At 62.7% G+C, this 6000-nt stretch carries 5 protein-coding genes; 3 read left to right on the forward strand and 2 right to left on the reverse strand.

The window, feature by feature from the left end; genetic code table 11:
• Positions 1 to 93: 93 nt before the first annotated feature.
• Entirely contained in the window at positions 94 to 1146 is a 1053-nt protein-coding gene (locus PQQ52_RS33865) for an NADP(H)-dependent aldo-keto reductase (protein ID WP_408221259.1), read from the forward strand.
• Between the two features lie 68 nt (positions 1147 to 1214).
• Here PQQ52_RS33865 and PQQ52_RS33870 read toward each other — a convergent pair whose 3' ends face one another.
• Together PQQ52_RS33870 and PQQ52_RS33875 are read right to left on the reverse strand one after the other, a co-directional pair.
• Complete coding sequence (locus PQQ52_RS33870) at positions 1215 to 2498, reverse strand: MFS transporter (RefSeq protein WP_408221261.1); 1284 nt, start codon at positions 2496 to 2498, stop codon at positions 1215 to 1217.
• 72 nt (positions 2499 to 2570) lie between these two features.
• Positions 2571 to 3983 (reverse strand): M20 family metallopeptidase, encoded by a 1413-nt coding sequence (locus tag PQQ52_RS33875; protein WP_408221263.1) that lies wholly within the window; start codon positions 3981 to 3983, stop codon positions 2571 to 2573.
• Positions 3984 to 4186: 203 nt separating this feature from the next.
• Between PQQ52_RS33875 and PQQ52_RS33880 the strand changes: the two genes are divergently transcribed.
• Together PQQ52_RS33880 and PQQ52_RS33885 are read left to right on the forward strand one after the other, a co-directional pair.
• Entirely contained in the window at positions 4187 to 5146 is a 960-nt protein-coding gene (locus PQQ52_RS33880; RefSeq protein WP_408221265.1) for a LysR family transcriptional regulator, read from the forward strand.
• Between the two features lie 193 nt (positions 5147 to 5339).
• The gene (locus PQQ52_RS33885) at positions 5340 to 5762 is read left to right on the forward strand and encodes a hypothetical protein (RefSeq protein ID WP_408221267.1); all 423 of its coding nucleotides are present in this window, start codon (positions 5340 to 5342) and stop codon (positions 5760 to 5762) included.
• Positions 5763 to 6000 lie beyond the last annotated feature (238 nt).

The following is a 6000-nucleotide window of genomic DNA, read 5'->3' on the forward strand; positions in this document are numbered from 1 at the left end:
CGACTGCTGAAGCAGCATTTTAGCCGCGCTGCAGGCATTGCGCCGGCATGGTAACGTCGGCGCTTTCCCTTTACACACAACAGGACAGGTTCGATGGAATACCGCAGACTCGGCGACTCGGATGTGAAGGTTAGCCTGATCGGTCTCGGCACCATGACGTGGGGCGAGCAGAACACCGAGCAGGAAGCGCATGCACAGATCGATTACGCGCTCGACCACGGCGTCACTCTGATCGACGCCGCGGAAATGTATCCGGTGCCGCCGCGTCCCGAGACGCAAGGCTCGACCGAGCGCTATATCGGCACATGGATCGCGCAGCACCGCAGCGCTCGCGAGAAGATCGTGCTGGCCACCAAGATCGCCGGCCCGGCGCGTCAACCGCACAATCCGCGTCATATTCGCGGCGAGGGCAATCAGTTCGACCGCAAGAACCTGACCGAAGCACTGAACGATAGCCTGAAGCGCCTGCAAACGGACTACGTCGATCTGTATCAGCTGCACTGGCCGGATCGCAGCACGATGACGTTCGGCCGACCGGCGTATCCGTGGGTCGACGACGCCTACACGGTACCGATCGAAGAAACGCTGTCGGTGCTCGCCGAGTTCGTCAAGGCAGGCAAGATTCGCCATATCGGCGTGTCGAATGAGACGCCGTGGGGCGTCGCGCAATTTCTGCGCGCGGCGGAAAAGCTCGGCTTGCCGCGCATCGTCAGCATTCAGAATCCGTATAGCCTGTTGAACCGCACGTACGAAGTGGGGCTGTCCGAGTACGCGCATCGAGACAACGTCGGCTTGCTTGCGTACTCGCCGCTGGCCTTCGGCTGGCTGTCGGGCAAGTACGAAGGCGGCGCGCGTCCGGCAGGCGCCCGCATCTCGCTGTTCGAGCGCTTTCAACGCTACAGCAAGCCGCAAGCGGTTCAGGCAACCACGCGCTATGTGGAACTGGCGAAGCGTCACGGTTTGTCGCCCGCGCAATTCGCGCTGGCCTTCGTCAATAGCCGGCCGTTCGTGACGAGCAATCTGATTGGCGCGACGTCGCTCGATCAGCTGAAGGAAAACATCGCCAGCGTCGAGCTGAAGCTCTCGCCGGAAGTGCTCGCGGAGATCGACAAGCTGCATGAACTGCAGCCGAATCCGGCGCCTTGATGTGGATGTGGTCGGGGCGGCAAGGCGAGTTGATCCGCGTTGCCCGCCTCAACTTCACACGACCTCGCTCAGCGAATCTTCAGCTTCGAGCGCACCGCATAGAGCGCCAGCAAACTCGTCACCGCGCAGAACATCAGATAGAAGCCGGGTGCGAGCTTATTGCCGCTCGCGTCGATCAGCCAGGTGATCACGAATGGCGCAAAGCCGCCGAACACCGTCACTCCGATGTTGTAGCTGACCGCGAGACCGGTCGCGCGCGTCTGGGTCGGGAAAATCTCCGACATCAGCGCGGGCAGCGCGCCGAAGTACGTCGCTTTCAATACGCCGATCCAGATCAACGCCAGCAGCATCGTGGCGAACGACGGATGCGCATTCATATACACGAAGGTCGGATAGACCGTCAGCAGCATCAACGTCGCGGTGACCGCCATGATGCGGATGCGTCCCAGGCTATCGGACAAGTGGCCGGCGAACGGCGTCAGCACCGTCAGCACGACTCCCGTTGCGAGCGTGGCCGCAAAACCGGTGGACGCGGGCAGGTGCAGTTGCTTGATCGCGTAGGTCGGCATATACAGAATCATGTAGTTGGCCGCGGTCGAAATGACCAGCGAACCGACCGCGAGCAGCATTTGGACCTTCTGCGTGCCGAACAGATCGCGCAGCGGCGTGCGGGTTTTCGGCTCCGTGTTGAACTCGGCGCCTTCGTCCACGAAGCGGCGAATATAGAAGCCGACCGGGCCGATCGCGAGTCCGAACAGAAACGGGATACGCCAGCCCCACGATTCGAGTTGCGCCGTGGTGAGCTGGCTCGTCAGCAAGGCGCCGAACCCGGAGGCGAGCAGCGTCGCGAGACCCTGGCTCGCGAACTGCCAACTGCCCATGAAACCGCGCCGCTCGGGAGCATGTTCGACGAGAAACGCGGTGGAGGCGCCGAACTCGCCGCCCGCCGAGAAGCCCTGAATGAGCCGCGACAGCATGATGCCGGCCGGCGCCCACAATCCAATCGCCGCGTAAGGCGGCATCACCGCGATGGCCAGCGTGCCGATCATCATCAAGCCGATCGACAGCAGCAGCGACACCTTGCGGCCCGCACGATCGGCGAGCGAGCCGAGTACGAGTCCACCGAGCGGCCGGATCAGGTACGAGATGCCGAAGGTGCCCAGCGTGAGCATCAGCGAAATCGCTTCGGTACGCGCCGGGAAGAACAGCTTCGCGATCGTGACCGCAAAAAATCCGTAGACGACGAGGTCGAACCATTCAAGCGCATTGCCGATCGATGCCGCGAGAATGATGCGATGGACCTTCGCGGCGGACGGCCGCGCGGCGCTGGCTTGCAAGGTGGACGTGCTCATCGTGGCGTGCCTTGTGACGGATGCGGGTAATGGTGAACCGCGGGCGTGATGCAAGCGTGCGACGTTGATTGCTCAGGCCGCGGCTTCTGTCGTTGTTGCGTTTGCGCGCGGAGAGTTTTCGCCAAGATCCCAGAAGAGCCCCGCCATGATCTGCAGCCCCTCGCGCACCACCGGTCCGAGCAGATGCTCATTCGGCGCGTGCTGTGAACAGGCCGGGTACGAATGCGGCACCCAGATGGTCGGCAGGCCGAGCGTGTCGGCGAACACTTCGTTGGGCAGCGTGCCGCCGAGATTCGGCAGTACCGCCGTCTTCTTGCCGGTGGTCTGTTCGAGCGAGGCGATGGCCCACGTGACCCACGGATCGTCGGGATTCAGACGTGTAGCCGGTGCACCGCGCTCGACGTTGATTTCGACCAGTGAAAAGCCATGGGCATCCAGATGCGTGCGCAGATGCTGCTCCAGCTTTTGCCAGTCGGTGCCGACGACGAAGCGCAACTGGCAATGCGCGAATGCCGACGACGGAATGGCATTGACCGGGTTCTCGGGATTGCCCGCCTTGAAGGCCAGCACTTCGAAGCTGTTCCAGCCGAACACGCGTTCCGGCGGCGTGAGGCCGGGCTCACCCCAATTATCGTCGACGGCCGGGTCGCCCGGGCCGCCGCCGACCGTGATATCGGCCAGTGCACGACGTACCGCCTCGGGAATCGGCGGCGGACGCAAGCCGTCGACCGCGATCACGCCGCGCGCATCGACCAGGCTTGCGAGTGCGTTCGCCAGCACTGTGGCCGGGTTGCGTAACAGACCGCCCCAGTTGCCCGAGTGGTGCGCGCCGTCGCGCAGGTTCAGCGAGAGCTTGAAGTTCACCGAGCCGCGCGAGCCGAGAAACACAGTAGGGCGGCGCGCGGCGAGGCGCGGACCATCGGAGGCGATCAATACGTCCGCGGCCAGTTCCTGTTTGTGCTTGTGGCAGATCGCGTCGAGTCCCGGCGAGCCAGTTTCCTCGCCCATCTCGATCAGCAGTTTCGCGTTGAAGCCGAGCTTGCCGCCGCGCGTGGCCAGCACGCTCGCGAGCGCGGCGAGATTGATGGTGTGCTGACCTTTGTTGTCGGCGGTGCCACGGCCATACCAGCGTTCGCCTTCGATGGTCACGGCCCACGGCGTTAGCGGCGCGCGCCACTGGCTGTCATAGCCGCGTACTACGTCGCCGTGACCGTAGATCAGTACGGTCGGCAGACTGTCGTCTTCGTGGCGATGGGCGAGCAGGAACGGCCCGAACCCTTCCGCCGGGTTATCGATAATGCGCGTGCTGAAGCCGAGCCCTTCGACTTCGGGCGAGATTTCGTCGGTCAGGTACGACAGCAGTGTGGCGGCGCGGTCGCTTTCCTGACTCTCGGTGCGAAATCCGACGCGGCGGTTGAGGTTCTCAAGAAAGGCGCCCGATTCGAAATGATGCGTGGCGTGTTCGATGGCCTGGTTGCGGCTCATGCTTGTCTCCAATACGGGATGCGGGGGATGACGGCGACGCTGCGCCACATGTGGCACGTCTGATTCGCGGCCATCAGCTTCGAAATGATTCTAGGAGGCCGTTATTTTTGTCACAATGATCGTCTTTCGAAGCTTGCGTTGCCAAAAAGGCAAAGCTCGACACCCCTGCACGCGGCTGCAGCCGCTCGCAAAAGGCATCGCTCATGGCACTTTCACTACACGGAATCGCATTGCGCTATTTTGTTGAAGTGGCGCGTACCGGCTCGATCAGCGACGCGTCCGCACGGCTGCATGTGGCCGTTTCGGCGATCAGCCGGCAGATCGCGCGGCTCGAAAGCGATCTCGGCGCGGCGCTGTTCGAGCGGCGCCCGCGCGGTATGTCGCTCTCCGAAGCGGGCGAGCGCCTGCTTGCCTATGCACAGCGCAGCCTGCTCGAGGCGGAGCACGTGATGAAGGAGATCGGCGGCCTCGAGGCGCTGCACGGCAGCATGATCAAGGTCGCCAGTTCGGAGGGGTTCGCCGCGGACTTCCTGCCCAGCGCGATGGCGGCGTTCCGCGGCCACTATCCGGGAATCCACTTCACGCTACACGTCATGTCGCCGGGCGAGGCGACTCGCCGGGTGCGCGATGGCGACGCCGATCTCGCGCTGACCTTCAGCCTCGCGCCGGAAAAGGGCGTTAAGGTCGAACACGCCGAGCGCGCACCGGTACTGGCGCTGCTGCGCGTCGATCATCCATTGGCCGCACGCGCGAAGGTCTCGCTCGCCGACTTGCGGCGCTATCCGTTGGTGCTGCCGGAGCCTGGCACGACGATTCGCCAGCTGATCGACATTACCTGTGCGCTCGAAGGCGTGCTGCTCGAACCCGATCTCATCTGCAACAATAGCGGCGCGATGTACCGTTACGCGCAGAAGTCCGGAGCGATCATGTTCACGGGGTTGCTGTCGGTGCGTGACCGTTATGCCGGCGACGGCTTCGTCGTGCTACCGCTGACGCATCCGCAAATGCGCCAGCGCAGCATCCAGGTGCAGACGATGGCTGGACGGGAGTTGCCGCCGTCGGTGAAGGCGTTCCGTGATCATCTGATCGCAGAGATCGGCGGCGCGAAGCCCACGGATGCTGCGGCGCCGAAGCGAACCCGAAAACGAGGCGGGACGCATTGAAAGGCAAATCTCCCTGCCGGGCGGCAAATCGCGACCTAAACTGTGGGAACGGGGCGGGCTGGTCAGCCTCTGCTGTACGGCTCGCAATGCCGCGGCCGATACCAGTGGTAGGATTCAGCCCGAAAAATGGAGAGCGGTGCGCGATGAAAAGGGCGTGCCGTCCACAACAGAGCGATAGGACTCAGGACATCGAATGGCGCAACAAAAAACAAACCCAAAACTTGAGCAGGCGCTGACGCGTGGGGATCTTGCAATTCGCCAGGCCAACTCGGCACGGGCGACTGCATTGCTGCGGGCGTTGGGCAAGATGATCGTCGAGGCGTCGGCGACGATTGGTGTGGAGGCTTTCACGCTGATTGCGGACGGCGACAAGATTTACGATCCTACCGACGGGCTGTGGCCGCAGGAATTGCAGGTTTCGCTCGACGGCCCTGTCGAGGACTCGGATCCGGACGAGGTTCGATCTGTCCGCTTGATTGCCGATGATCCCAGCACGGTGTTCAGGGTTGAATGGCAGCGGGCCGATGGGAAGATCGGGCGTCAGGATGGGGGGCCGTTTGCAACGGTGGCCTTTATTTCTGACGTGGATATTCCCTGGACGGATGATGAGGATTGAATGAGGGTTTTTTGCCTGCGCGGCGCTTGGGTTGTGGGTTTGCCTGCGGCGGTGGGCTTTTCTTGATTTTGTTTGCCTGCTCGGCGCGTTTTTCTGTGCGCTTTTGGGGGTGACGTTTCCTTGATCTGGGGTCTTTGGTCTTTGGTCTTTCCTTGAATTGTTATTGGTTTATTAGCGTCGCCCCTGTGCGAGGCGGGCACTTACTTTCTTTGCCGCCGCAAAGAAAGATAAGCAAAGA

The sequence above is a fragment of the Paraburkholderia sediminicola genome, from assembly GCF_046030555.1.
Taxonomy (GTDB): Bacteria; Pseudomonadota; Gammaproteobacteria; order Burkholderiales; family Burkholderiaceae; genus Paraburkholderia; species Paraburkholderia sediminicola_E.